The 25,443-nt window shown below is 71.5% G+C and carries 24 protein-coding genes; 12 read left to right on the top strand and 12 right to left on the bottom strand.

All coding sequences use genetic code 11. The annotated features are described in order from the left end of the window. Positions 1 to 4 precede the first annotated feature (4 nt). Complete coding sequence (argG, locus tag ACZ5WE_RS23950) at positions 5 to 1,453, top strand: argininosuccinate synthase (RefSeq protein WP_467692015.1); 1,449 nt, start codon at positions 5 to 7, stop codon at positions 1,451 to 1,453. Positions 1,454 to 1,555: 102 nt separating this feature from the next. Here argG and ACZ5WE_RS23945 read toward each other — a convergent pair whose 3' ends face one another. Further along, positions 1,556 to 2,548: a winged helix-turn-helix transcriptional regulator gene (locus ACZ5WE_RS23945; protein ID WP_467692013.1), complete on the bottom strand. Its 993-nt coding sequence runs from the start codon at positions 2,546 to 2,548 to the stop codon at positions 1,556 to 1,558. A 285-nt stretch (positions 2,549 to 2,833) separates the two neighbouring features. Here ACZ5WE_RS23945 and ACZ5WE_RS23940 point away from each other — a divergent pair, with 285 nt between their 5' ends. After that, positions 2,834 to 3,874, top strand: a complete 1,041-nt coding sequence (locus ACZ5WE_RS23940; protein ID WP_467692336.1) for an NAD(P)-dependent alcohol dehydrogenase — start codon at positions 2,834 to 2,836, stop codon at positions 3,872 to 3,874. A gap of 71 nt (positions 3,875 to 3,945) precedes the next feature. Here the strand turns inward: ACZ5WE_RS23940 and ACZ5WE_RS23935 are convergent, their stop codons facing one another. Both ACZ5WE_RS23935 and ACZ5WE_RS23930 read right to left on the bottom strand, forming a co-directional pair. Then, positions 3,946 to 4,368, bottom strand: a complete 423-nt coding sequence (locus tag ACZ5WE_RS23935; RefSeq protein WP_467692012.1) for a hypothetical protein — start codon at positions 4,366 to 4,368, stop codon at positions 3,946 to 3,948. Beyond that, positions 4,365 to 4,988, bottom strand: a complete 624-nt coding sequence (locus ACZ5WE_RS23930) for a hypothetical protein (protein WP_467692011.1) — start codon at positions 4,986 to 4,988, stop codon at positions 4,365 to 4,367. Before ACZ5WE_RS23930 ends, ACZ5WE_RS23935 begins: the two co-directional genes overlap by 4 nt. A 339-nt stretch (positions 4,989 to 5,327) precedes the next feature. Here ACZ5WE_RS23930 and ACZ5WE_RS23925 point away from each other — a divergent pair, with 339 nt between their 5' ends. After that, positions 5,328 to 5,696, top strand: a complete 369-nt coding sequence (locus tag ACZ5WE_RS23925; RefSeq protein ID WP_467692010.1) for a response regulator — start codon at positions 5,328 to 5,330, stop codon at positions 5,694 to 5,696. 19 nt (positions 5,697 to 5,715) lie between these two features. On the opposite strand, the gene ACZ5WE_RS23920 is transcribed toward ACZ5WE_RS23925, so the two are convergent. The 3 genes from ACZ5WE_RS23920 to ACZ5WE_RS23910 all read right to left on the bottom strand — a co-directional run bounded on the left by ACZ5WE_RS23920 (position 5,716) and on the right by ACZ5WE_RS23910 (position 7,292). Beyond that, positions 5,716 to 5,976: a hypothetical protein gene (locus ACZ5WE_RS23920; protein ID WP_467692008.1), complete on the bottom strand. Its 261-nt coding sequence runs from the start codon at positions 5,974 to 5,976 to the stop codon at positions 5,716 to 5,718. 70 nt (positions 5,977 to 6,046) lie between these two features. Further along, a complete protein-coding gene (locus ACZ5WE_RS23915; protein WP_467692006.1) occupies positions 6,047 to 6,349 on the bottom strand; it encodes a carboxypeptidase-like regulatory domain-containing protein in 303 nt (100 codons plus the stop codon). Between the two features lie 10 nt (positions 6,350 to 6,359). Beyond that, a complete protein-coding gene (locus ACZ5WE_RS23910) occupies positions 6,360 to 7,292 on the bottom strand; it encodes a trypsin-like serine peptidase (RefSeq protein WP_467692004.1) in 933 nt (310 codons plus the stop codon). Positions 7,293 to 7,769: 477 nt separating this feature from the next. On the opposite strand from ACZ5WE_RS23910, the gene ACZ5WE_RS23905 reads away from it, so the two are divergent. From ACZ5WE_RS23905 to ACZ5WE_RS23885, 5 genes are all read left to right on the top strand, one after another. After that, a complete protein-coding gene (locus tag ACZ5WE_RS23905; protein WP_467692002.1) occupies positions 7,770 to 8,159 on the top strand; it encodes a BlaI/MecI/CopY family transcriptional regulator in 390 nt (129 codons plus the stop codon). A gap of 6 nt (positions 8,160 to 8,165) precedes the next feature. Continuing rightward, complete coding sequence (locus ACZ5WE_RS23900) at positions 8,166 to 9,098, top strand: M56 family metallopeptidase (RefSeq protein WP_467692001.1); 933 nt, start codon at positions 8,166 to 8,168, stop codon at positions 9,096 to 9,098. Positions 9,099 to 9,308: 210 nt separating this feature from the next. After that, positions 9,309 to 10,646: a hemolysin family protein gene (locus tag ACZ5WE_RS23895; RefSeq protein ID WP_467692000.1), complete on the top strand. Its 1,338-nt coding sequence runs from the start codon at positions 9,309 to 9,311 to the stop codon at positions 10,644 to 10,646. Then, complete coding sequence (locus ACZ5WE_RS23890; protein WP_467691999.1) at positions 10,643 to 11,668, top strand: hemolysin family protein; 1,026 nt, start codon at positions 10,643 to 10,645, stop codon at positions 11,666 to 11,668. The genes ACZ5WE_RS23895 and ACZ5WE_RS23890 overlap by 4 nt, the downstream gene beginning before the upstream one ends. 151 nt (positions 11,669 to 11,819) lie before the next feature. Continuing rightward, positions 11,820 to 12,956, top strand: coding sequence for an acyltransferase family protein (locus ACZ5WE_RS23885; RefSeq protein ID WP_467692334.1), 1,137 nt, complete (start codon positions 11,820 to 11,822; stop codon positions 12,954 to 12,956). 6 nt (positions 12,957 to 12,962) lie between these two features. Here the strand turns inward: ACZ5WE_RS23885 and ACZ5WE_RS23880 are convergent, their stop codons facing one another. Continuing rightward, a complete protein-coding gene (locus tag ACZ5WE_RS23880) occupies positions 12,963 to 13,982 on the bottom strand; it encodes a GlxA family transcriptional regulator (protein ID WP_467691997.1) in 1,020 nt (339 codons plus the stop codon). Between the two features lie 52 nt (positions 13,983 to 14,034). Here ACZ5WE_RS23880 and ACZ5WE_RS23875 point away from each other — a divergent pair, with 52 nt between their 5' ends. Then, the gene (locus ACZ5WE_RS23875; protein ID WP_467691996.1) at positions 14,035 to 14,430 is read left to right on the top strand and encodes a cupin domain-containing protein; all 396 of its coding nucleotides are present in this window, start codon (positions 14,035 to 14,037) and stop codon (positions 14,428 to 14,430) included. 115 nt (positions 14,431 to 14,545) lie between these two features. Then, a complete protein-coding gene (locus ACZ5WE_RS23870) occupies positions 14,546 to 14,791 on the top strand; it encodes a holin (RefSeq protein ID WP_467691994.1) in 246 nt (81 codons plus the stop codon). On the opposite strand, the gene ACZ5WE_RS23865 is transcribed toward ACZ5WE_RS23870, so the two are convergent. The 4 genes from ACZ5WE_RS23865 to ACZ5WE_RS23850 form a co-directional block, all read right to left on the bottom strand. After that, positions 14,781 to 16,412, bottom strand: a complete 1,632-nt coding sequence (locus ACZ5WE_RS23865; protein WP_467691992.1) for an ABC-F family ATP-binding cassette domain-containing protein — start codon at positions 16,410 to 16,412, stop codon at positions 14,781 to 14,783. The two genes, ACZ5WE_RS23870 and ACZ5WE_RS23865, sit on opposite strands and share 11 nt — an antisense overlap. 10 nt (positions 16,413 to 16,422) lie before the next feature. Next, positions 16,423 to 17,436, bottom strand: coding sequence for a hemolysin family protein (locus ACZ5WE_RS23860; RefSeq protein WP_467691991.1), 1,014 nt, complete (start codon positions 17,434 to 17,436; stop codon positions 16,423 to 16,425). Then, on the bottom strand, positions 17,433 to 18,764 hold the full coding sequence (locus ACZ5WE_RS23855; RefSeq protein ID WP_467691990.1) for a hemolysin family protein: 1,332 nt from the start codon (positions 18,762 to 18,764) through the stop codon (positions 17,433 to 17,435). The genes ACZ5WE_RS23860 and ACZ5WE_RS23855 overlap by 4 nt, the downstream gene beginning before the upstream one ends. 181 nt (positions 18,765 to 18,945) lie before the next feature. Continuing rightward, positions 18,946 to 19,371, bottom strand: coding sequence for a GNAT family N-acetyltransferase (locus ACZ5WE_RS23850; RefSeq protein WP_467691989.1), 426 nt, complete (start codon positions 19,369 to 19,371; stop codon positions 18,946 to 18,948). A gap of 159 nt (positions 19,372 to 19,530) precedes the next feature. Here ACZ5WE_RS23850 and ACZ5WE_RS23845 point away from each other — a divergent pair, with 159 nt between their 5' ends. Then, complete coding sequence (locus ACZ5WE_RS23845) at positions 19,531 to 21,090, top strand: outer membrane protein assembly factor BamB family protein (RefSeq protein WP_467691987.1); 1,560 nt, start codon at positions 19,531 to 19,533, stop codon at positions 21,088 to 21,090. Positions 21,091 to 21,139: 49 nt separating this feature from the next. Next, complete coding sequence (locus ACZ5WE_RS23840) at positions 21,140 to 22,759, top strand: outer membrane protein assembly factor BamB family protein (RefSeq protein WP_467691986.1); 1,620 nt, start codon at positions 21,140 to 21,142, stop codon at positions 22,757 to 22,759. A gap of 106 nt (positions 22,760 to 22,865) precedes the next feature. Here the strand turns inward: ACZ5WE_RS23840 and ACZ5WE_RS23835 are convergent, their stop codons facing one another. Next, positions 22,866 to 25,430, bottom strand: a complete 2,565-nt coding sequence (locus tag ACZ5WE_RS23835; RefSeq protein WP_467691985.1) for an ABC transporter permease — start codon at positions 25,428 to 25,430, stop codon at positions 22,866 to 22,868. Positions 25,431 to 25,443: the final 13 nt, after the last annotated feature.

The following is a 25,443-nucleotide window of genomic DNA, read 5'->3' as shown; positions in this document are numbered from 1 at the left end:
TCCTATGTCCAAGGTCCTCACCTCCCTCCCCACCGGCGAGCGCGTCGGCATTGCCTTCTCCGGCGGTCTCGACACCTCGGTCGCCGTCGCCTGGATGCGTGACAAGGGCGCCGTCCCCTGCACGTACACCGCCGACATCGGTCAGTACGACGAGCCCGACATCGCCTCCGTGCCCGGCCGTGCCTCCGCGTACGGCGCCGAGATCACCCGGCTCGTCGACTGCCGTGAGGCGCTGGTCGAGGAAGGGCTCGCGGCGCTCGCGTGCGGTGCCTTCCACATCAGGTCGGGCGGGCGTCCGTACTTCAACACCACGCCGCTCGGCCGTGCCGTGACCGGCACGCTCCTGGTGCGGGCGATGCTGGAGGACGGGGTGCAGATCTGGGGCGACGGCTCCACGTTCAAGGGCAACGACATCGAGCGGTTCTACCGGTACGGGCTGCTCGCCAACCCGCACCTGCGGATCTACAAGCCCTGGCTGGACGCGGACTTCGTCACGGAGCTCGGCGGCCGCAAGGAGATGTCGGAGTGGCTGCTCGCGCACCAGCTGCCCTACCGCGACTCGACGGAGAAGGCGTACTCCACGGACGCCAACATCTGGGGCGCCACGCACGAGGCCAAGACCCTCGAGCACCTCGACACCGGCCTTGAGACCGTCGACCCGATCATGGGCGTGCGGTTCTGGGACCCGTCGGTGGAGATCGACACGGAGGACGTGACGATCGGCTTCGACCAGGGCCGCCCGGTCACGGTCAACGGCAAGGAGTTCTCCTCCCCGGTCGACCTCGTCATGGAGGCCAACGCGATCGGCGGCCGGCACGGCCTCGGCATGTCCGACCAGATCGAGAACCGGATCATCGAGGCCAAGAGCCGCGGCATCTACGAGGCGCCCGGCATGGCGCTCCTGCACATCGCCTACGAGCGCCTGGTCAACGCGATCCACAACGAGGACACCCTGGCCGCGTACCACAACGAGGGCCGGCGCCTCGGCCGGCTGATGTACGAGGGCCGCTGGCTGGACCCGCAGGCGCTGATGATCCGCGAGTCGCTGCAGCGCTGGGTCGGCGCGGCGATCACCGGAGAGGTGACGCTGCGGCTGCGGCGCGGCGAGGACTACTCGATCCTCGACACCACGGGCCCCGCGTTCAGCTACCACCCGGACAAGCTCTCGATGGAGCGGACCGAGGACTCGGCGTTCGGTCCGGTGGACCGGATCGGTCAGCTCACCATGCGGAACCTCGACATCGCCGACTCCCGTGCGCGCCTGGAGCAGTACGCGGGCCTCGGCCTGGTCGGCTCCGGCCATCCGACGCCGATCGGTGCCGCGCAGGCCGCGTCGACCGGTCTGATCGGCGCCATGGACGGCGGCGGCGCGGAGGCGATCGCCTCGCGCGGCGAGACCACGGAAGAGGAGTCGATGCTGGACCGCGCCGCGATGGAGTCCGGCACGGACTGACACCGCTCACCGGTCGTACGCACCTGACGGCGGGCCCCGGCGGATTTCGATCCGCCGGGGCCCGCCGTCGTCGTAAGGGGGAGAGGCGGAGAGCCGCGTCTTTCAGGGAGTGGCAGCCGAGCGGTCGGCGCGGACCACGCCGAAGACGTCCGCCATCCGCAGTGCCGCCTCCAGGTCGCCGTCGACCTCGATGACCTGGGCGCTGAGGGCGTCCTCGAGCGGCAGGGAGCCTGCGCCCAGCTGGAGCAGGGTGCCCAGGTCGGTGACGAGTGTCGCGGCCGCGTCCGGCGCGGGGCCGAGGCCCGTCTCGACGGTGCCGTCGTCGACGCGGGCGTGGAAGACGAGATCCCCGATCACCCACTCGTAGGTCTCGCGTACGCCAAGAGCGCGGTCCGGGCGGAACGAGGCGCCGACGGCTCCGACGATGCCGTGGCGGCCACCGGTGGCCTCGGGGTGCGCGCCGAGGATGGCGATCGCCCGTGCGGCGGCCGGGAGTTCACCCTCCAGCCGGGCGAGACCGCGTGCGGCGGCGTCCTCGACGTCCACGAGGCGGGCGCCGATGGCGAGGAACGTCCCGAGGTCGGTCGTGATGGCGCAGACGGCGTCCGCGGCGCTGCCGTGCCGGATGTCGAGCACGCCGTCGTCGACCCGGAGGTGGAACGCGTCGCCGTCCACCCGGAACTCGTACGTCTCCCGCACACCGCCGGCCTGTTCGGGCCGGAAGCTGGCGCGCAGACAGCCGAGCACCCAGCTGAGCCGGAAGGTGTCGCCCGGCCGGGGCGCGGTCGGCAGTCGCATGCCCCAGCGGGTGAGCTCATCGAGCACCGGGCGCATGGCGGCGCCGAGTTCGGTCAGTTCGTAGACCGCCGACGGCGCCGGGGGCGGCAGCTTGGCCTGGCTGAGGATGCCCGCCTCGCGCAGCGCGCGCAGCCGTTCGGCCAGGACGTTGGGGCCGATGCCGGGCAGTCCGGCGAGGAGGTCGGTGTAGCGCCGGGGGCCGAGCAGCAGCTCGCGCACGATCAGCAGGGACCACCGGCCGCCGACGACGTCCAGGGCCCGCGCCGCCGGGCAGGACTGGTCATAGCTGCGTGTCATGCGGGTCGGCCGCCTTCCCCGTTGATAGCAGGCACTTAGGTTTTCCATAGTACCGATCAACTTGGGGGCAGCTGGGGCCTGTTGAGTAGCGCCGAGGTGGGCGAGGACCTCGGGCAGGGGTTTCACCACGACCGCGGCCGACCGGCTGTCACCTGATCGACGGCGGCTGATCACCCCGTCAGCACGGGCATACATGCACGCAGGGGGACATCAGGCGTCCAGTACGCGGAACGAGAAGAGGCATCCCACATGTCAGCGCAAGAAGGCCCCGGCATGCCCGCCGAGATGAAGGCCGTCCAGTACCGCAGCGTCGGCGCCGCTCCCGAGGTGGTCACCGTCCCGCGGCCGGAGCCGGGCCCCGGCCAGGTGCTCGTGAAGGTCACCGCCGCGGGCGTCTGCCACTCCGACATCGCGCTGATGAGCTGGCCCGCCGAGGCGCTGGCCTTCCCGTTGCCGCTCACCCTCGGCCATGAGGGAGCCGGAACCGTCGCCGCGCTGGGCGAGGGCGCCGCCGGCTTCGAGGTCGGCGACGCCGTGGCCGTCTATGGGCCGTGGGGCTGCGGAGCCTGCCTGATGTGCGCGCGGGGCAAGGAGAACTACTGCACGCGCGCCGCCGAGCTCGGCATCTTTCCGCCCGGACTGGGGGCTCCCGGTGCCATCGCCGAGTACATGATCGTGGACGACGTCCGTCATCTGGTCCCGCTGGACGGCCTCGACCCCGTGACCGCCGTGCCGCTCACCGACGCGGGCCTGACCCCGTACCACGCCATCAAGACGTCCCTGCCGAAGCTGACCCCCGGCAGCACCGCCGTGGTCATCGGCACGGGCGGCCTGGGGCACGTCGCCATCCAGCTGCTGCGCGCGCTGACCCCGGCACGGGTGATCGCCCTCGACGTCACCGACGGGAAGCTGCGACTGGCTCACCAGGTCGGTGCTCATGAGACCGTCCTGTCGGACGAGCGTGCGGCGAAGAAGGTCCGTGCGCTGACCGGCGGCCTCGGCGCCCAGGCGGTGTTCGACTTCGTCGGCGTGCCGCCCACCGTCGTCACGGCGACCGCGTGCGCGGCGGTGGAGGCGGACGTCACCATCGTCGGCATCGGCGGCGGAGCCGCGTCCGTCGGCTTCGGCACGATCCCCTACGACGCGGCGGTCCGCGTCCCGTACTGGGGCAGCAGGGCCGAGCTGATCGAGGTACTCGACCTGGCCCGTTCCGGCGTGATCGACGTCCATGTGGAGACGTACGCACTGAACGACGCCCCCAAGGCGTACGAGCACCTGCACGAAGGCCGGGTCAGCGGTCGGGCAGTCGTCCTGCCCAACGGCTGACCCGGCCCGTGGTACACGTTCGCCGGATGTCCGGTGTCCAGTTGTGTCTCGCGCCTGGGCGCGCGGCACGCCTAGATGCTCAGGAGCCGTTCCGTGGCCTCCCGGTACTGCCGCAGCGCGAGGCGCAGTTCTTCCGTGTGCGCCTCGGTGTCGTGGCCCTGCCAGCCCGCGCGCAGCGTGCGCCGTCGTTCGGTGAGGGTTTCGGTCAGGTGCCTGACGGCGTCGTCGAAGAGGCCGTCAGCCTCTTCCACCGCCTGGCGCGGGCTCTCGACGAAGGTGCTGAGAGCCTGTTGGAGCCGCAGGCCGAACTTGTCCCGTTCGTCCTGCGGAAGGAGCACCGGGCCGGATTCGGTGGCGTGGGTGCCGGTGGTGGGGGTGCCTGTGGCGTGGGAGCCGGTGGCGGGGGAGGGGGGCGCGGCGTGGCCGGGGGCAGGAGCGGGGGCGCCGCTGCCGATGGCCTGCTCGCGCGGTGTGAGGTGCTGGGCGTCCGTCATGACGTGCCACTTCCCTTCGCGTGACGCCGGGGCAGTGCCCACGGGGTGTGGCCGCGGTCGGCGGTGGACTGCCGGCCGTGCCGGGTGGAGTCGACCGTGTGCTCGGCGACCAGTGCCTCGAAGAGGCGTCGCGCCTCGACCATGGCCTCGCGCATTTCCTCGGTGCCGCCCTGCCCGCGGGTCGCCGTGTGCACCTTGCGGTATCCGTGGACGGAGTGCGCATGGTGGACGGAGAGCGCGGCCACCTGCTCATCGAAGCGCTCACCGTCGGGGAAGCCCCGGTCCCTGGCCAGGCGGGCAAGGAGAGCGTCGGCCTCGACGACGGCCTGCTGCGGTGATTCGACGAACTGCTCCTGGACGCCGGCCCACTGCGCCACATAGCGCTCGCGCGCGCCGGGCGGCAGGGGCTCGGCCTTGACGGAGCCGTGGAGTCGTACGCGCTCGCGGAGCTCCTGTTCGGCTGCCCGTACGTCCCCGTCGTGACGGGCGACGGTGTGGTCGTACTCGGGCCCGAAGCGATGCTTCAGGCTGCGTCCGCCGCCCCGGGCTCGCCGCAGTCCGACGAAGAGGACGGCGGCTGCTGCGATGACGACCACGGCGATGATGACGGCGGTGATCATGGCTGCCTCCCTTGAACTCGTGGTCCGTTCAGCTGGTTTCGTGGTCGTTCGGCGCTGAAGCCGGCCGGTGGGCACCCACGCGACGTGGGCACCGATCGGGGCGTCTGCGATCAGCGGTCGAACGACTGCTTCCGATTTGGCATGGCGGCCGAGTACCCCCATGTTCGGCAATCAGTCGGCCCAGGGGCGCCCCACCCGGCTCGGGAGCGTCGACACGCCCGCGCTCCCGAGGTCGCCGGATCCGCCGCATCGGATGACATGCTCAAACGATCGGTGAAGTCGAGACCGCCGTACGGCGAGTGCCGGTGAAACCTGGACCACGCGAAGGGCAAGTGCGAAGTGCTGACCGTGCTGGTGCTGGCCGCCGATCACCGGGCCATGGACCTGATCCCGCAGATCGAGGCCGTCCCCGGCGTGTACGTCATCTCCCAGACGGACGACAGCTTCCTCGCCATGGCACGGGCCCGCGCACTGCTGCCGGACGTCCTGGTCATCGACCTCAGCGCCCGCTTCGCCGGAGATGCCGCGACGGTCATCGACCAGGCACGCCAACTCCAGCCGCCCAGCCACATCCTGGTCCACTCGGGCGACGCCGTGGTGGGGGCCGTCTCCGCCGCGGGCGTGGTCGGACCCGCTGCGGGCGGCTCACCGCCGGGGCTCGCGCACGCGCTGGCACGTCTGGCCGGTGAGCCGGCCCCGCCGCCGTGACCGGGCCGGCCCGACCCTCCTACGCCTCCGCGACCCGCACCGAGAGTCCGTAGTCCAGCTCGGACCCGTCGACCAGGAGCGCCTCGACGGTGCGGGTTTCGGGATCGATGTCGGCCTCCATGCCGTCACCCGCGTACCGGGGGAACCCGGAGGACCCGGTCTCGCCGGTGGCCACCACGACGGCCGAGCGCAGGGCGCCGCGGGCATCGGTCGTACTCGCGCCGTCCCCCGTGAACCCGGGGACCAGCAGGATCTCGAAACGCTGCGGGACAGTGTTCATGCACGTGACGCTAGACAGGACTCGCGCACCACGCACGTCCACCGCTGCCGGTCGGCCCCGCCGGCGCTCCTCATCGGACGGTCAGATCCACTCGCAGCGGCACCGGCGGAGCGGCATCCGCCGGTTGTTCGACGCGGACTGTGGTCTCTGCCGTGCCGGGCGGGCCCGAGAGCGGGTCCGCCCGGCACGTGAGCGTGTACTGGCCCGCTGCGGGGGCGGCGAGAGAGAACCGCCCCTCGGCGTCCGTCACGGCGGCGATGTCCGGCAGGGGCCGTGGCCCCTTCGTGAACAGGACGTGGGCGCCTGTCACCGGGGCGCCCGACGCGGTGCGGACGATGCCGGTGATCTCCATTGCGGGCCTGCTCTCGCTCATCGGGATGTGCTCACGCTTTCCACGCCACGTAGTTGTTGAAGACGGGTGTGGTGAACCGGGTCCCCGAGTTCACGCGGGCCCCGCCGTAGGCGTGTATGGCGAAGCCGTAGCGGTTGTTGTTGTCGATGCGGTAGACGGAGCTGCCGCTCTGCCCGCCGGCGGTGTCGATGTCGTAGTACACCTTGCGCGCGGCGACCGAGTCGATCCCGCGTGCCGCGTACCAGAGTGTCCCCGGCGGCTTGTCGCCCGGATAGCCGGCGATGTTCCCGGTGGCCTTGAGCAGGTCCGAGTCCGACCAGACGCCGAAGCCGAACCAGCCCGTGGTCGCGCCGATGTTGGAGGGCGTGATGATGGCGCCGTAGTCGAAGTTCTCGTCGCCGTTCTCCGTCCAGCCGGTCACGGAACGGAAGCTGGTGCACGTGATGCTGCCGTAGGGCAGTGAGGCGCCGTTGCGGCCCGGCATGACCTGGATGCTCTTCACCCAGCCGTCCCGGCCCGCCACGCCGCTGCCCTTGATGTAGACGCAGTGGCCCGCGGTGGCGAGGGTGTGCGGTCCGAGGAGCCAGCCGGTGCCCTGGTAGAGGGCGTTGTCGCGGGCCGTGATCAGCAGGTAGCAGTGCACCCGCCACGGATACACGCTGGTGTTGGTGATCTGGGTACGGTCATCGGGACCGTGCACGGTCTCCGGAGCCAGGGGCGGCGGGCCGAAGGACGCCTCGCCGATGTCGGGCAGCGCGGCGGTCGGGGCCGTCCACGCCTCCGGAGCGAAGTGCTCCGGGCGCCGGTAGCCCTCGACGTGCTCAAGGCCCTCGCCCGTCGAGTGCTGTGCTTCGCCCTGCGTCCCCTCGGACGCGGGCTGGAGTACCGCTTCCTGCTCGGGGGCCAGGGTCACGGAGCCGTCGTCGGGTTCGTTGGTCACTGCGCTGTGCGGGTCTTGCGGCATGCTGGATCACCCGGCTTCTCTGAGAGCTGAGATGTGATGCCTTTCCGACGCCGCGGCCGCAACGTTTAGGGTCAATGCTTCTTCTACTGCCGCCGGACAAGTGCCGCAATGGGCCTTTTGCGCCGACCGGCGCGCGTGCGCATGTCCGTTCTTTCGGGGCGCCGAGTGCGTCAACCGACCGGCTCCCGGGGCCCATGCGGCGCGCAGGGTGTCAGCTCACACCGCCGTCTCACGGCGGACGGCCCGGGCCAGGTCTCAGGAGCCCCCACACGGCACCCGCGCCCCGGCCGCTGCCGGCGCGGGCGGGGCGCGATGCCTCAATCACGTCTCGAACAAACAAGCAGCACCGACGAGCGGGGCACGGCAGGTCGCCCCGCCCGTCTGCGAACAGCCGACCGGCGGCGCACCACGGGCGGGCGTTAGCCTCGTCCCGGACGACAGGGCAGTGGACGACAGGGCAGTGGAAGGGAGACGGGTGTGGCGGAGCAGCGGGGGCGTTCCCGGCGACGGGGGCAGGGTGAGCTGGAGGCGCAGGTCCTGGCGGCGCTGCGCGAGGCGGAGGGCCCCGCGACCGCGGGCTGGGTACAGGAGCGGCTCGGCGCTGACCTCGCGTACACGACTGTCGTGACGATCCTGAGCCGCCTCCTGGACAAGGGCGCGGTGACCCGCGAGCGCGCGGGCCGCTCTTTCGCCTGGACACCGTCGGCCGACGAGGCGGGCCTCGCGGCACGCAAGATGCGCAAGGTGCTCGACGGCGAGCGCGATCGCGAGGCGGTCCTCGCCAGCTTCCTCACCGCGCTGCCGCCGGGCGACGAACAGGTGCTGCGTGAGCTGCTGCGGCAGGACGAGGCGGAGAGGGACGCCTGAACCGCCATGGGGATGTTCGTCCTTCTGCCGCTGGTGCTTCCGCTGACGGCCTGGCCGGTGGCCCGGCTCGCCGAGCAGCGTCTGCACCCGCGCAGCGCCACCCGACTGCTCACGGTGGTCGCCGCGATCATGGCGCTCTGCAGCACCCTGTGCCTGGGCCTGCTGATGGTCGTGGGCACGGCGCAACTGCCCGGGAACCCGCTGCCTGACGGCTGGTCGGACCCCGAGGTGCGCGCCGCCGTCCCGTACGACGAGGTCGCCGGGCGCCTTGCCATTCCGGGGCTGCTCGCCGTGGCCGTGGCGTGCGGCAGGACCCTGTGGCGCCACCGCCAGGTACGCCGCCGCGCCCACCGCGCCCTTGCCGGTCTTCCCGGCACCGCCGTCGCCGTCCTGCCCGACGACGTGCCCTACGCGTACGCGCTCCCCGGCGGCGACCGCGACCGGGTCGTGGTCACCACCGCCCTGCTCGACGGCCTCGAACCCGCCGAGCGCCGCGCCCTGTTCGCCCATGAACGCGCCCACCTCGCGACCCGGCACCACCGCTACCTGCTCGCCGTGCAGCTGGCCGCGCGCGCCAATCCGTTCCTGCGCCCGCTGCGTACGGCCGTGTCCTACACGACCGAGCGCTGGGCGGACGAGGCCGCCGCCCACTCCGTCGGCGACCGCAGGACCGTCGCCCGCGCGATCGGCAAGGCGGCTCTGCACTCCCGGGGCGCCCCGGCCCCGACCCTGGCCGGACTCGCCGCGCCGGGGCCCGTGCCGCGCCGGGTCGCCGCCCTGCTCGGCCCGGCTCCCGCGGCGCGCAGCTGGCCTTCCGTGTTCACCGCGGTGGGGCTCGCGGCGTGGGCCGCGGCGGCGGGGGCGGCGGCCTCCGCCATGTCGTCGGCGAACTCCGCGGTGACGATGGTCCTGATCCTGCACGCGGCCACCCCGCTCTAGCCCCGTTCCCGACCCCCGGAACCCTGCCGCCGCGCTTTGCCGTTCCTTTACAGTGGCTGTAGAAGCCCTACCGCTTCCACGCCACCGCCCTCGTACGACACTTCGTACGAGTACGAGAAGGAGCCACGGACCCGCAATGGGTGAGCCTCCCAGTACGAACCGTGCCATGCCCCGCCCGCTGTCCGAGCGCGAGGGAACGGGGGTGGCACGGTGACCGAGCTCCTGCTTCTGCTGCTCGCCCTGCTCCTCACGCTCGCCTGCGCGGTGTTCGTGGCGGCCGAGTTCTCCCTGACCACTGTCGAGCGCGGTGACCTGGAGCGCGCCGTCGAGGCGGGGGAGCGGGGTGCCGAAGGCGCCCTGAAGGCGGTCCGGCGCCTCACCCTCCAGCTGTCCGGCGCCCAGCTCGGCATCACCGTCACGTCACTGGTGATCGGCATGCTCGCCGAACCGTCCCTCGCGGCCCTCCTGCGCGGCCCGCTGGAGGCGGCCGGACTCGGTGGTGCAGCCCCGACCACGGCCACCCTGCTCGGCGTGGCCCTGTCCACCGTGATCCTGATGGTCGTCGGCGAACTGGTGCCGAAGAACTGGGCGATCTCCCGGCCGCTGGCCGTCGCCAAGGTGGTGGCAACGCCGCAACGCGGCTTCACCGCGGCCTTCGGCCCGTTCATCCGGCACCTGAACAACACCGCCAACCACGTCGTACGCCGCTTCGGCCTGGAACCCGCGGAGGAACTGGCCTCCGCGCGCACCCCCGAGGAGCTGATCGCCCTCGCCCGACGCTCGGCCGCCGAGGGCGCCCTGGAGGCGGACTCGGCCGAACTGTTCGTCCGCACCCTGCACTTGAGCGAGCTGACCGCGGAGAACGTGATGACCCCGCGGGTGGACGTACGCGCCCTGGAGGCGCACGCCACGGCCGCCGACGCGGCGAACCTGACGCACGCCACGGGCCTGTCCCGCTTCCCCGTCTTCCGCGACAGCCTGGACGAGGTCATCGGCACCGTGCACATCCGTGACGTGCTCGCCCTGCCCCCGGAGAAGCGGCAGCTCACCCCGGTCACCGACCTCGCCGCCGAGCCCCTGCTCGTGCCCGACAGCCTGCCCGCCGACCGGCTTCTGGAGCGGATGCGTCAGACCCGCACGATGGCCGTGGTCATCGACGAGTACGGCGGCACGGCCGGTGTCGCGACCGTGGAGGACATCGTCGAGGAGGTCGTCGGCGAGGTCCGCGACGAGCACGACCCCGTCGAGGTCCCCGACCTGCTGCCCGCCCAGGCCGCCCCGGACGGACGTACCGTCTGGGAGGCCGGCGGCAGCGTCCGGATCGACCAGCTCGCCGCGATAGGCCTCACCGCGCCCGAAGGACCGTACGAGACCGTGGCAGGACTGATCGCCACCCGGCTGACCCGCATCCCGGCCGAGGGTGACGCCGTCGACCTCGACGGCTGGCGACTGGCCGTCCTGACGGTCGAGCACCACCGCGCCGACCGGATCCGCATCACCGAACCGGCGCTCCAGGTGCCGCGCCAGGCCGTGGAGGAGGCGCGATGACCACGCTCCAGCTCGCCATCGGCGCCCTGACCCTGCTCACCAACGCGTTCTTCGTCGGCGCCGAGTTCGCCCTGATCTCCGTACGCCGCAGCCAGATCGAACCCCGCGCCCAGGCGGGCGACAAGCGCGCCCGCATCACCCTGTGGGGCCTGCGGCACATCTCCGCGATGATGGCCACCGCCCAACTCGGCATCACTGTCTCCTCGTTGGTGCTCGGCGCGGTCGCCGAACCCGCCATCGCGCACCTCCTGGAGCCCGCCTTCGAGGCGGTCCACATCCCGCACGCCCTGGTGCACCCGTTCGCCTTCGTCATCGCCCTGACCGTGGCGACGTATCTGCACATGCTGATCGGGGAGATGATCCCCAAGAACATCGCGCTCGCCGCCCCCGCGAGGACCGCCCTGCTGCTCGGCCCGCCGCTCGTCGCCCTCACCCGCGCCCTCAGGCCGGTCGTCTTCGGTATCAACGCCTTCGCCAACACCCTGCTGAGACTGCTCAGGGTCGAACCGAAGGACGAGGTCGAGTCCGTCTACACGGACGACCAGCTCGCCCGGATGGTCGTCGACTCCAGCGCTGCCGGGCTCCTCTCGGCGGCCGACGGCGAGCGGCTGCGCGACGCGCTCGAGCTCGGCACCCGGCCGGTCGGCGAGATCCTCGTGCCGACGGCCAAGATGCGCACCGTCGAGGACTCCGTCACCCCGGAGCGTCTGGAGCGCGTGGCCGCGGACGCGGGCTTCTCCCGCTTCCCGGTGACAGGACCGGGCGGCACCCTGCTCGGCTACCTCCACATCAAGGACACCCTGGGCATCGCGGAGCGGGAGCAGCCCTTCCCGCGCGGTGTGTTGCACGTGGTCACGCGGGTGCACATCGACACGCCGCTCGACGACACCCTCACGGCGCTGCGGGCCGCGGGCAGTCACCTGGCCGCGGTCACCGGCGAGAGCGGCACGGTCCTCGGGTTCGTCACCATGGAGGACGTGCTGTCCGAGCTGGTGGGTCCCTCTCCGGCGGCACTCGGCTGATTCACAGGTGGCGCGACTGTACGCGCGGGGGCTCCGGTGGCTAGGGTGCCCGTGATGTTCTACACAGGTGTAGCACCCGCATCGGACGTAAGACGCGAGACCGCGGGCCCGGGATCCCCCGGGAGGTCCCGTGAGTGAGCCTGTCCGTTCGATGAACCGGGCCGAGGCGCTGCGGGCGCCGCTGCCCGCCGCGCGCAGTGCGCCTCCCAAGGCTCCGGCGGCCCCCGCCGTGGCGCCGGAGCCTTTGGTCAAGCGCCGGGACTCGTTCTTCGACAACGCCAAGTACCTGGCGATCGTGCTGGTCGCGATGGGCCACGCGTGGGAGCCCCTGCGCGGCGACAGCCGGGCGGCGGCCGCGCTCTACATCACCGTCTACACCTTCCACATGCCGGCGTTCATCGTCATCTCCGGCTATTTCTCGCGGAGTTTCGACGCGAGCCCCGGTCGCCTCAGGCGTCTGGTGACGGGCATCGCCGTGCCTTACGTCATCTTCGAAGTCGCGTACACCTTCTTCAAGCGCTGGGCGGGCGACGACCCGACGTACCCCATCAGCCTGCTCGACCCCTGGTACCTCACCTGGTTCCTGGTCGCGCTCTTCGTCTGGCGGCTCACCACCCCGCTCTGGAAGGTGGTGCGTTGGCCCCTGCCGATAGCGCTCGCCATCGCCGTGCTCGCCTCGGTCTCGCCGGATATCGGCGACGACCTGGACCTGCAACGGGTGCTGCAGTTCCTGCCGTTCTTCGTCCTGGGTCTGTGCCTGAAGCCCGAGCACTTCAAGATCGTGCGCCGCCGGGAGGCCCGCATCCTGGCGCTGCCCGTCTTCGCGGGGGCCCTGCTGTTCGCGTACTGGGCGGCGCCGCGCATGAACGCCGCGTGGTTCTACCGCCGGGACAGCGCACAGGAGTTGGCGGCGCCCGGCTGGGCCGGTGGAGTGATGACGCTCGCGATGTTCGGCTGTTCGGCGGTCCTCGTCGCGTGCTTCTTCGCCTGGGTGCCGGGCCGAAGGCTCTGGTTCACCGCGCTGGGCGCGGGCACGCTCTACGGCTATCTGCTGCACGGGTTCATCGCCAAGGGCTCCCGCTTCTGGGACTGGTACGACCTCGACTGGCTGCACACTCCGCTCGGCGAGATCACCGTCACCCTCGGCGCGGCGACCCTCATCACCGTGCTCTGCACGCCACCGGTGCAGCGCCTCTTCCGGTTCGCGATGGAACCCGACATGGAGTGGGCGTTCAAGAAGGACGCGAAGGCGGTCGCCCGCGGCCGCGGCGCACACCGGCGGCGCTGAGCCCGCTCACCGTGCGTCCGGCGCGGGTCCGAAGCGGCGCCGGTACGCCGACGGGGCGAGGCCGGTCTCGCGGCGCATCAGGGCGCGCAGATTGGCGGTGGTGCCGAGCCCGCTGCGGCGGGCGACCGTGTCGAAGGGGGCCACGCCCCGCTCGATCAACCGGCAGGCCAGCGCGAGACGTTCGCCGGTGAGCCAGGCCAGCGGTGTGGTGCCCAGCTGGGCCTGGAAGCGGCGGTGGAGGGTGGCGGGGCTGAGTGCGGCGCGCGCCGCCAGTCCCGGTACGGAGAGGGGCGAGTCGAGCCGTTCCTGGGCCCAGGCGAGGAGCGGCGCCAGGGACTCGTCCGGCACATCGGGCACCGGCCGCTCCACGAACTGCCGCTGACCGCCGTCCCGGTGGGATGCGAAGACGAGGCGCCGGCTCACCGCGTTGGCGACCTCGGCGCCGTGGTCGCGCCGGACCAGGTGCAGCCCGAGATCGAGGGCGGCGGCGCTGCCGGCGGCGGTGAGGATGTCGCCGTCGTCGACGAAGAGCACATCCGGTTCGAGCTGTACGCCGGGGAAACGGGCCCGGAAGTCGTCCGCCCACTGCCAGTGCGCGGTGGCCCGGCGCCCGTCGAGGACCCCAGCCTCGGCGAGCGTGAAGGCCCCGCTGCAGAACCCGACGAGCCGGGCGCCTCGGGCGTGCGCCCGGCGCACCGCGTCGAGGACGGCCGGGCGCCGGGGAACCTCGATGTCGGGCCGGTTGGGCACGATCAGGGTGTCCGCCGACTCGGCGGCGCCCAGGTCGGCGACGCCCGTGAGCGTGAAGAACCCGTCCCGCATCAGGGTGCGCGGCTCGGGTGAGCAGAGAGTGAACTCGTAGAGCTCACGCCCGAGGTCGGGCCGGCGCAGACCGAACACCTCGGTGGCGCAGCCGAGCTCGAAGGGGTTGGAGTTCGCGTCGACGATGACGACGACGCGATGCGGGGCCCTTCCCTCGGCGTCCTGCCCCTCGGAGGCCTCGACCTGAGAGGATTCTTGCGACATACGCTATTTCTACCACTCACGAGGGCGGCGGTGACCGGCGGACGCTGGACCCATGAGCAACGAACCCATCGCCCTCAGCAAGGCCCTGGCCTCCTTCGACGCCCTCTGGAGCCCGCGCATCGTCACCCGCGTCAACGACTACGACGTACGCGTGGCCAAGGTCGAGGGCGACCACCTCTGGCACGTCCACGACGACACCGACGAGTTCTTCCTGGTCCTCGAAGGCGAACTTCGCATCTCCCTGCGCGAGCCAGCCGGTGAGCGCACGGTCACCCTCCCCAAGGACGCCGTCTTCACGGTCCCGCGCGGCACGGAGCACAAGCCGTCGGCCCCGACGGGCGCCAGAATCCTCGTCTTCGAGCCCACAGGCACCCCGACAGTCGGCGACCGCCACGACGACATCCCACCCCACGTCGACGCGACGACGGGCCACCGGCTCGATCTCTGAGGACGGCTCAGTGGCCGGGGTGCGGCCGGACCCGTCTACCGCCCCATCTGGGCAGCGGCGCACAACAGCGGTATGCCAAGTGTCGAGCCGTCAACCACGAGAGGGTGGGCCAGAGATGTGGACCGCTGGATTCTGGAAGGCCACCGCGGAGCGTGCGCTCCGTACCTTCGCGCAGTCGCTGGCCGCCGTCCTGGTCGCCGGGGCGACCACCCTCCTGGACGTCGAATGGAAGGCGGCGCTCGCCACCGCGGGGATGGCGACGCTGCTGGCCGTGCTGACGGCGGTCGGCGCCGCGAACGCCGGGGCGCGCGGGCCCGGCATCACGGAGACTCCCTCCACCCGCGGCCGGCCTACGGGCTGACCACCCGGCCGGACTCCACCGAAAGCCGCGCGCCCCGGAACCGCTCCCGCAGCCTCCGGTCGTGCGACACCACGACCAGCGTGCCCCCGTATCCCGCCAGTGCCTCGTCGAGCTCCTCGACAAGGGCGGGGGAGAGGTGGTTCGTCGGTTCGTCGAGCAGGAGGAGGTCGGCCGGGCGCGTCACCAGGCGTGCGAGCGCCAAGCGGCGGCGCTGGCCCACGGAGAGCCCCCGCACCGGCACCACCAGGTCCTCCTCACGGAAGAGGCCGAGGGACAGGAGTGTTCGGGAGTGCTCCTCGGGGAGTCCCTCCAGGCCCGCCGCGAACGCTTCGAGCAGCGGCCTCGCCGTGTCCTCGTACGCGATGTGCTCGATCTCCTGCGGCAAGTACCCGATGCGGGCCGGGAGTTGGACCTCCCCGCGATCCGGGGCGAGCACTCCGGCAAGGACGCCGAGCAGCGTCGACTTGCCCGCGCCGTTCACCCCGGTCACCAGCGTGCGCGAGCCCGGATCGAGTGTCAGGCGGTCGACGAAGAGGCGTTCGCCCACCGCGATGTCCGTCAACGAGACCGGGCGTACGAAGGGGTGGCCGCCGCCCTCGATGCCCTCGCCCGGGGTGAAGTGCAGCGGGTCGGGCGGGCGCGGCACCGGCTCCGCGCGCAGCCTGCGCAGCCGCTCGCGCGCGTTGCGCACGATCCCGGACAACTGGCCCTCCACCGACCGCTGATGGCCCGCGAATCGGGGGCTCTCGCTCATCCGCCAGCCCACCGAGAGCCGGTTGGAGCCGCCCTCGGCGAGCCGCTCCTGCCGCTCGACCTCGTCGCTCCACTCGCGGTAGCGCTCCTCCCAGCGGCGCCGGGCCGTGGCGCGCTGTTCCAGGTAGCCGTGCCAGCCACCGCCGAAGCGGGCAACGGACCCGCGGTCGCCGTCGACCTCGACGATCACCTCGGCGACGCGGTCGAGGAAGACACGGTCGTGGGTGACGGCGACGACCGTGCCCCGGTGGGCACGCAGCCGCTCCTCCAGCCAGCCGAGCGCCTGGTCGTCCAGGTGGTTCGTCGGCTCGTCCAGGAGGAGCAGCTCGGGCTGCGGAGCCAGGACGCAGGCGAGCGCGAGGCGCGCGGCCTCGCCGCCGGACAGCGAGCCCAGGGTGCGCGAACGCTCCAGGTGCGGGACGCCGAGGCCGTGCAGGGCGGCTTCGACGCGGGCATCCGCGCGGTAGCCCTCACGCGCCTCGAAGGCGGCGATGAGGTCCCCGTACGCGGCGAGTTCGGCCGAACCCGCCGCGCCGAGCGACTCCTCCGCCTGCCGGATCCGCCGCTCCAGGTCCCGCAGTTCGGCGAGCGCGTCATCCACCGCGTCCTGCACGGTGGCGTGCGGCGGAAGGCGCAGGGTCTGCGCGAGATAGCCGGTACCGCCGTCCGAGACGACGGCCACCTCGCCGTCGGCGGGCGCGAACTCGCCCGCCATCAGCCGCAGCAGCGTCGACTTGCCCGAGCCGTTCTCACCGATGACGCACGCCTTCTCGCCGGGCCGCACCGAGAGGGAGACCCGCTGAAGCACGGGCCGCTCCGGATAGCCGTACGACACCTCGCGCAGGACGAGTTGACTCACAGTGCGCATCCCCCTCGGCTCACACGGGCTGACCGAACAGCTCCCGCAGTACATCCTCCATGGTGACCATGCCGGCCAGCCTGCCGTCCGAGCCGAGCACTGCCGCCACATGCGTGCGGCTGCCCCGCATCGCGGTCAGCACGTCGTCCAGCGGCGTGGTCTCACGGACCTGGGCGATCTTCCGCATGTCCGGCACCCGGAACGGCAGATCGCGCGGCATCCGGTCGAGCGCGTCCTTGACGTGGAGATAGCCGACGATGCGACGGCCGTCGTCCACGACGGGGAAGCGCGAGAAACCGGACTCCGCCGAAAGCCGCTCGAGCTCCTCGGGCGTCACGCCCACCCGGGCGTAGACCACGCTCTCCAGCGGGAGCACCACATCCCTGACGGGGCGGCGGCCCAGCTCCAGGGCGTCGTGCAGCCGCTCCTGGGCGCGGTCGTCGAGCAGGCCGGCGTCGCCGGAGTCCTTGACCATCCGGGCGAGTTCGTCGTCCGAGAAGGACGCGCTCACCTCGTCCTTCGCCTCGACCCTGAGCAGCTTCAGAAGGCCGTTGGCGAACGCGTTGATCGCGAAGATGACCGGGCGCAGCGCTCGCGCGATCGCGACCAGCGGCGGGCCGAGCAGCAGAGCCGTGCGCACCGGCTCGGCCAGCGAGATGTTCTTGGGGATCATCTCGCCGAGCAGCATGTGCAGATACGTCGCGAGCGCCAGGGCGATGACGAACGAGATCGGGTGGACCAGACCGTGCGGCACCCCGACCCCGTCGAACAGCGGCTCCAGGATGTGCGCTATCGCGGGCTCGGCGACGATGCCGAGGACCAGCGTGCACAGCGTGATGCCGAGCTGCGCCGCGGCGAGCAGCGCGGAGACGTGCTGCAGGCCCCACAGCACGCTCTTGGCACGCCGGTCGTCGTCCTCGGCGTACGGCTCGATCTGGCTCCGGCGTACGGAGATGAGGGCGAACTCGGCGCCCACGAAGAAGGCGTTGACGACGAGGGTCGCCAGGCCGATCAGCAACTGGATGGCGGTCATCGCTCCTCCTCCTGGTGGTCGTCGTGCAGGGGCGCGTGCAGCAGGACGCGGGCCGCGCGGCGGCCGCGGGCGTCCACGACGTCGAGCCGCCAGCCGCCCACCCGAAGGCTGTCGCCCTCGGCGGGGATACGGCCGAGCTCGGTCGCGACGAGCCCGGCGAGCGTCTCGTACGGGCCGTCCGGCGCGCGCAGGCCGACGCGGGCCAGCTGGTCGGTGCGGGCCGAGCCGTCGGCGGAGTACCGCGTGCGGCCGTCGTCGTCCGTGCCGTCGGGGGCGATGTCGGGCGTCTCGTGCGGGTCGTGCTCGTCCCGCACCTCGCCGACGACCTCCTCGACGATGTCCTCCAGGGTCGCGACGCCGGCCGTGCCGCCGTACTCGTCGATGACCACGGCCATCGTGCGCTTGCCGGAGAGCCGGTCGAGCAGGCGGTCGACGGTCAGCGACTCCGGTACGAGGAGGGGCTCGCGCATCAGCTCGGCGACGGGGAAGCGGGCGCGGCGCTCGGCCGGTACGGCCAGGACGTCCTTGATGTGCGCGACGCCGACGACCGAGTCGAGGTTGCCGCGGTAGACGGGGAAGCGGGACAGACCCGTCGCCCGGGTGGCGTTCGCGACGTCCTCGCAGGTGGCCATCACGTCGAGGGCCATGACCTGGACCCGCGGCGTCATCACGTTCTCCGCGGAGAGGTCGGCGAGGTTCAGGGTGCGGACGAACAGCTCGGCGGTGTCCGCCTCCAGGGAGCCCTCCTTGGCGGAGTGCCGGGCGAGCGCCACCAGCTCCTTGGGGCTGCGCGCGGAGGCCAGCTCCTCGGTGGGCTGGATGCCGAAGCGGCGTACGGAGCGGTTCGCGGTGTTGTTCAGATGCGCGATGAAGGGGCGGAACAGGGAGCTGAAGAGCCGCTGCGGTGTCGCCACCCGTTTGGCGACGGCCAGCGGCGACGAGATCGCCCAGTTCTTGGGGACCAGCTCGCCGACGACCATCAGGAAGACCGTCGACAGGGCCGTACCGATGACCAGGGCGATCGACGAGGCCGCCGATGTGGGGATGCCCATGGCGCGCAGCGGGCCCGAGATCAGCTTGGCGATGGAGGACTCGGAGAGCATGCCGACGACCAGGTTGGTGACGGTGATGCCCAGCTGGGCCCCGGAGAGCTGGAAGGTGAGGTTCTTTACGGCTTTGAGAGCGCCGGCGGCACCGCGCTCGCCGCGCTCGGCGGCTCGCTCCAGTTCGCTGCGCTCGACCGTCGTGAGGGAGAACTCGGCCGCGACGAAGACACCGCAGGCCAGCGAGAGCAGCACCGCCACGAGGAGCAGGAGCACTTCGGTCATCGGGTCACCTCCGTCCCATGATCGGGCAGGGACAGGGCGAATGCGCGATGTCGGGTACTAGGAGGCTCGCCCATGGGCGGACGCTCACACCTTTCGTAGACGTTCGAGTGGTCCGTCCATATTAAAGGATCAGCAAAGCCCACTCCTGCGGACCAGCTGCGGGTACCCGCAGCTGGTCCGCTCAGTCGGCGAGGTGCTTCACCCAGCGGCTCCACTGCGGCTCGGGAGCGTAGCCCGCGGCATGCCAGGTGTGATGGGCCTGCTCGTTGCGGTTCAGGACCATGGCGTCGCCGCGCCGCCCGCCGAGGCCCACGAAACGCTCCTCGGCCGCGGCGAGCAACGCCGAGCCGATGCCCTGGCGGCGGTGGTCCGGGTGTACGGCCAGGCGGTAGAGGTGACAGCGCCAGCCGTCGAAGCCGGCTATCGCGGTGCCGGCGAGGAGGCCGTCGCGCTCCGCGAGCAGCAGGGCCTCGGGGTCCCGTGCGAGGAGACGCGCCACTCCGTCGTGGTCGTCGCTGATGCTCGTCCCCTCGGCGGCCTCGTGCCAGAACCGCAGCACGGTGTCGATGTCGGAAGGGGTCGCGCAGCGGATGTGGAGATCACTCATGGGGAGATGTAAGCAGTGCGACCGCTGGCGCGGCGAGCGGTTTCGGTGGCCCGTCGGGTCCCCGGCCCCTGCCGTCTGCCTCGGAGCGGAAACCTGCCATGAAAACTTTTTCTAGAAAATAGCTCTAGAAACAGTCATGATTGGTCCAGAATCGCGGTCATGGTCAATCGTGAGTCCGAGCCGGTGCGTCAGCCCGTGCCCGGCAACCCCTACGTCCAGCCGGTGCCCCCGGCCGGTCCCCGGCCAAGGCTCGGCGCGATCCTTGGTGCCGGCGCCGTCGCCCTGATCCTGATCGGTGTGGGCCTCTACGCCGTCACGCAAGCAGACGGAGACGGCGACGGCAGCGGTTCCCGTGAGCCCGTCGCCGGGCAGACACGGGCATCGCAGGACGGCGACCGGGAGTCTGCCGGCCCCGACCGGGACGCCGACGCGAAGGACGACGGGTCGGCCGCCGTGATCGACGTCAACGCGGGACGCAAGCCCGGTGAGGCCAAGGCCTGGGTCGCCATGAACGACATCAAGCTGCCGGGCAAGGGCGCGCAGCTCCTCGACCTGTGGCACGTGCCCGGGATCGTGGCCCAGGCCGAGTACAACGAGGTCACCGGCTACCGGACCGCCGACGGCTCGAAGGCGTGGTCGGTGCCGCTGCCCGGCACGGTGTGCGACACCCCGGTGAACCCCACGCCGGACGGCAAGGTCGTGGTCGTGTACACGAAGCGGAAGTCCGAGGGGAACTCGCAGTGCGACCAGCTGCGGATGATCGACCTGAAGACCGGCGAGAAGGGCTGGCACAAGGAGCTCGTCGACGGCGGCTTCTGGGACGACACCAGCATGACGCACGTCGCCATCACGGGCAGCACCGTCCTGGTCGACCAGAGCGCCACGATGCGCGCCTACCGGATCGGCGACGGCAAGCGGCTGTACACGACCGAGCGGGAGAAGAAGGGCGGTTGCTCCCTCGACGGCGTCGCGGGCGGCACGCGGCTGCTCCAGGTGGAGTCCTGCCAGCCGGGCAGTCCCAGCACGCACGGCCGGCTCAAGAGGCTCGACCCCCGCACCGGCGACGTCAAGTGGAGCTACCGGACCAAGAAGGGCTGGAGCATCCGGAAGGTCTACTCCGTGGACCCGGCCGTGGTCGCCGTCCAGAACCGCGACGACATGGACGAGTGGGCCGTCGTCGCCGTCGACGACAAGGGTGGTCAGCGCTCCTGGATCAGTGTCGACAAGGGCCCGCACAAGTTCGCGATGTGCGCGGGGGCCGGGGACTCCGGCGAGGGCGTGCAGAACTGCCCGGGGGCCGCTGTCGGCGCGGACACGTTCTATCTGGCGAGCGAACCCGAGGACGGCGTCCTCGGACCGAACAAGATCGTCGCCTACGACCTCCGTACGGGGAAGTCCAAGTGGACCGGCTCGGTCGACGGCGGACGGCAGTTCGTGCCCGTCCCCGTGGCCGGAGGCGACCGGCCCGGGGTGATCGCCTACGCGCGGGCGCAGGACGGCAAGAGCGGGCAGACCGTGCGGTTCGGCCCCGGTGGCGGCAAGCCGGACGTGCTGCTGCGGCACACCTCGTCGGCCCAGAGCATGGAGGCCGCGATGTTCGCGGGCCACACCCTGTATGCCGACAAGCGGTTCTTCGTGGCTCCCACGCGCCTGGACGGCAAGAGCCACGGCGGCAAGGGCGAGGAAGGCAGCGCCCGCATGCTCTCCTTCGCCCGCTGAGTCCGGTCGAGCAGCACACCGCCCTACCCTCACCAGCAGTGGAGCCACGATGACGCAGCCGCCCCCCGAACAGTCCCCGCAGCACCCTCAGGGCCCCGTGCCCGCGCAGGGCGCCTTCGGCCCGCCCCCGCAAGGCGCCTTCGGCCCGCCCCAGCAGGGGCAGACCCCGGGCTTCGGCCCGCCCGTCGCCCCGCCGCCCAGCGGCTACGGCCCCCATCAGGTCTACCAGTCGATACCGGCGCCCGTCCCGCCACCGGGCGCGGGGGGCAGACGGCCCGGTCGGCGTACCGCGATCGTCGTCTCCGTCGTCGCCGTGCTCGCCCTGATCGTCGGCGGCGGCGTCTGGTACGCCACCTCTGCGGGCGACGGCTCGAAGGAGAAGACAGCGGCCAAGCCGGGCGGCGACGCCGCTGCGCCCACGTATGAGAAGCCCGAGGAGAAGGCGCCGAAGGACCCCAAGGCCTTCTTCACGGGCAAGGCCTTGCAGCCCAAGTTGCCCAAGGGGCAGACCACTTGGAAGGCGCAGGGCTCCTGGCTCACCGACAAGGTGTACGCGAAGTCCTCGGTCGAGGCGATCGTCGGCATCGACGCCACGTCGGGGAAGGAGCTCTGGCGCCTGCCGAAGCCGGGGGAGTCGTGCGCGGGCTCCCCGGACCTGGGCAAGGGCAACATCGCCGTCGTGGTCACGGGGGCGAAAGTGCAGGACGACAGAGGCTTCAAGGACGCGTGCACCGAGGTCACCGCCGTCGACGTGGACACCGGTGAGAAGCTCTGGACCAAGTCGATCAGCATCGGCTACCAGAAGGAGAAGACGGCGTTCAATCAGGTCACCATCAGCGGCGACACGGTCGCTGTCGGAGGGCTCTACGGAGGCGCGGCTTTCGACCTGCGCAGCGGCGACGTCCGGTGGGAGCCGAAGCAGGGGGACAAGTGCCGCGACGTCGGGTACGGGGGTGGCGAGCGGCTCGTGGCGGTCCGCTCCTGCGGCGACTACGGCTCGGAGCGCTTCCAGGTCCAGCTCCTCGACCCGGCCACGGGAAAGTCGAAGTGGACCCACAAGCTGCCGGCGGGCGTCCGCAGCCCCAGCCTGGTCTCCACCAAGCCGGTGGTCGTCGCCCTCGACTCCGGTGAGATCACCTCGTCCGGAGCCACGGATGTCTTCCCCCTCGACGAGAAGGGCAATCGGCGTACGAGGATCGCCTTGACGGACGGCAAGTACCTGCACAAGTGCGGCACCGTCTCCGTCGTCCAGGACTGCCGGGGCATCGCGGCGGGCAACGGCAAGCTCTACGTCGCCACCGAGAAGCGCGAAGGGGCGAAGGAGTACTCGTCGACGAACGACATCGTGGTCTTCTCGCTGGCCACCGGCAAGACCACGGGGGAGAAGGTGGAGGCGGGCGACAGCTCCCCCATCTTCCCGATCCGCATGGACGGCGGGAACGTGCTCGTCTACAAGAGCGGCCCCTACGCGCAGGTCGTCTCCCTCGATGGCAGGAACCTGAAGAAGGAGACGGTGCTTCTCGACGCGGGCACCCGGCCGACCGCGCTCCCGCCCCTGATCTCCGAACTGCGCTTCCACCGAAACAAACTGTTCCTCAGCTCCGATCTGCTCGGCCAGTACTCCGCGGACAGGAAGACGATCATGATGTTCGGGTTCGCGGCCAAGTAGTTCGCGGCCAAGCAGGCGGACAGGACTTGGGCGCCCAGTTCTTCTCAGGGCAAGTTCGGTGCCCGCGGTACGGGCCCGGACAGGTGGGGACAGCGGCAGCGGATCATCACTCGTGCGCGATGGCCGCCAGCACATTCATGCGCGACGCACGCAGCGCGGGCAGCAGGGCCGCCGCGAGGCCGACGACCACCGAGCCGATCAGCACCGCGAGCACCGTCGTCCAGGGGATCGCGAACGCCGTCATGCCCTGCAGCGCGAGCACCTGCTGCGCCGCGACGCCCCACACCAGACCGAGCGCGAGGCCGAGCAGCGCGCCGAACACCGCGATCACCACAGACTCCAGCCGGATCATCCGGCGCAACTGCCGCCGGGCGAGCCCGATGGCACGCAGCAGACCGATCTCGCGGGTGCGCTCCACGACCGAAAGAGCAAGCGTGTTGACCACACCGAGGACCGCGATGATGATCGCCAGGCCGAGCAGCGCGTAGACGAGGTAGAGCATCACGGCGATCTGCTCGCGGATCAGTTCCTTGTAGTCGGCCTGGTCGCGGACCTGCACCTGCGGGTACGGGTCGAGGGTCTTCTCGAGCCGGTCGCGCAGGGTGTCGGCGCCCGTGCCCGAGGCCGCGTTCACATACAGCGCGGAGTCCTGACCGCCCGGCACGAACTCCTCGACCGTCTCCATGCCGAAGAAGATCCCGCCCTCGATGCCGAACCCCTCGGATCCCGGCTGGTCGGTGAGTGCGCCCACCGTCAGTTCCGTCTTGCGTCCGCCGGGGAACTCCACGGAAAGCCTGGAGCCCACCCGGGCCTTGTGTTCCCGCGCGAAGTCCCGCTGCATGGCGATGCTTCCGGGAGCGAGCGCCCGTGAGGTCCCGCCGTCGACGTACGTGACGCGGGCGACGTCGTCGAGGCGCGGGTCGTAGCCCGCCGCGGTCGTCTCCACGCTCTTGCCGTCCGGCATGGACACCTTCACGGGCGCGAACCGCTGGCGCACGACGAGCCCGGCGCCCTCGGTGTCCTTCACCTTCTCGGTGATCTCCTGCGAGAAGGGCATGAAGTTGCTGTTCTGCACGACGAAGTCGGCGCCCAGCGTCTTGTCGATCTGTTCGTCGAACGAATTGGTCATCGACGCGCTCGCCACGGACATGCCGCTCACCAGGGCGAGGCCCACCATCAGCGCGGCGGCCGTGGCGCCCGTGCGGCGCGGGTTGCGCAGCGCGTTGCGCTGGCTCATCCGGCCGACCGAGCCGAACAGGGCGGGGAACGCGCCGCCGAGCACCCGGATCACCGGGCGGACGAGGAGCGGTCCCGCGATCACGGTGGAGATCAGGGTGAGGACGAGACCGAGACCGAGCAGGGACGCCGCCGACGAGGTCCTCTCCGCGGTGGCACAGCCCACCAGGGCGGCGGCGCCCGCCGCCCCGACGATCGCGCCGACGGCCGCGCGAATCCTCAACGGCCGTCCCACACCCGCGATTTCGGCGTCCGCGAGGGCGGCCATCGGCGAGACCTGCGCCGCGCGCCGCGCCGGGAGGTACGCCGCCACGAACGTGACGCCGACCCCGACGACGTACGAGGCGACGGGAGTTCCCCACCCGATGACCATCTCGGTGGACTTCAGGTTCATCCCGAAGGCGCCCATCAGCTCGATGAGCCCGGCCGCGAGGCCGATCCCCGCCGCGAGGCCGAGCGTGGAGCCGACCACGCCGAGCAGGACGGCCTCGGTGAGCACGGAGCGGCGGACCTGTCTGCGGTCGGCGCCGAGCGCGCGCAGCAGGCCCAGTTCGCGGGTGCGCTGCGCGATCAGCATCGAGAAGGTGTTGACGATCAGGAAGATGCCGACCAGGACGGCGATACCGGCGAAGCCGAGCATCACGTACTTGATGACGTCCAGGAAGCCGCCGAGTTCGGAAGCCGCGGAGTCGGCCTGTTCGTCGGCGGTCTTCAGGTCGTAGCCCGAGCCCAGTTCGGCGGCGATGCGGCGCTTGAGCTCGGTGTCGCTGACACCGGCGGCAGCGTCCACGGCGATGCCCGTGGCCGCGTCCTTGCCGCCCAGGAGTTCGCGCTGGGCGGTCGGGGTGTCCAGGAAGAGCAGGGCCGCTCCGGGGTTGGTGGTGGTGAAGGTGACGATGCCGACCACCTCGACCTTGAACGAGCCCGGCGCGGCGAGCACCGTGAGGGTGTCGCCGATCTGCACGTCCTTCTTGTCGGCCGTGTCCGCGTCGAGCAGCGCCTGGTCCTTGCCGCGCGGGGCGTGCCCCGAGGTCAGCTCGACGGGGCTGCGGTCGCTGACGTACCAGTTCGTGGCGAGGGTGGGGGCCCCGGTGGTGGGCCCGACCGGGTCGTTCTTGCTGTCGACGACCGTGATGTTCTCGACGGCCGCGTCGATACGGGTCCGGGCGACCCCGTCGACCCCGGCGAGGCGGTCGGCGAGTTTCGCGGGGACCGTCGGTGTCTGCCCCGATGGCACCGCCTCGTTCAGGTTCTCCTTCGGCTCGACGGTCACATCGGCGGACGTCGAGGCGAAGAGCCGGTCGAAGGTGCGGGCCACCGTGTCCGAGAAGATCAGGCTGCCCGCTACGAACGCCACCGAGAGGATCACGGCGAGCGCGGAGAGCAGCAGTCGGCCCTTGTGCGCGAGGAAGCTCCTGAGCGTCGCCTTCAGCATCGCCGCTGGCCGC

This window comes from Streptomyces sp. NPDC033180, assembly GCF_055577645.1.
The sequence above is the reverse complement of the archived record's forward strand: the minus strand, read 5'-3'. Positions and strand labels throughout refer to the sequence as shown.